The sequence below is a fragment of the Pedobacter sp. L105 genome (assembly GCF_009765875.1).
GTDB lineage: Bacteria > Bacteroidota > Bacteroidia > Sphingobacteriales > Sphingobacteriaceae > Pedobacter.
Genome location: NZ_LMUP01000018.1, coordinates 1 through 453, shown reverse-complemented (window position 1 = coordinate 453; position 453 = coordinate 1). Strand labels below are relative to the sequence as shown.

Below are 453 nucleotides of genomic sequence, written 5' to 3'. Positions count from 1 at the left end.
TTTTCAGTTGAAAAAAGAAGAAAGAGCCTTCAACTTTTCAGATTCAGAAGCAGATCATGCCTGGCGGACAAGCTATAAGGGTTAAGCTATTTCATGGGATGCTGCGACTGGATCATGTTGTGTAGGATTTCAACCTGGCTCTGCTGATATTTTTCGGTACTGCTGATCTTTTTGTGGCCGGCAAACACCTGAACTGCCCGTAACTCATTTCCTGCTTTCAGCAGGTTGGTGATCACACTGCCACGGATGCTTTTACAGTTCACTTTCCTGGGGTGAAAAAGTCCTTTATACTGGCGGGTGACATATTCAATGATGTCTATATTTAACCAGGCACCCCCACGAAGACCAATCAGCAGCTGATCACTTTCTGCGTCTTTTAAGAGTAGTTTCCTGGTTTCATTCAGATAATCATGGAAAAGCAGGATCTGGCCGGGCTTTAAAGATAAAGTACGG

The 453-nt window shown here is 44.2% G+C and carries 1 protein-coding gene; it reads right to left on the bottom strand.

What is annotated here, in order from left to right; all coding sequences use genetic code 11:
* Positions 1–86 precede the first annotated feature (86 nt).
* The coding region (locus tag GSQ84_RS27560; protein WP_158800615.1) for a tyrosine-type recombinase/integrase at positions 87–453 on the bottom strand (367 nt) is incomplete at its 5' end.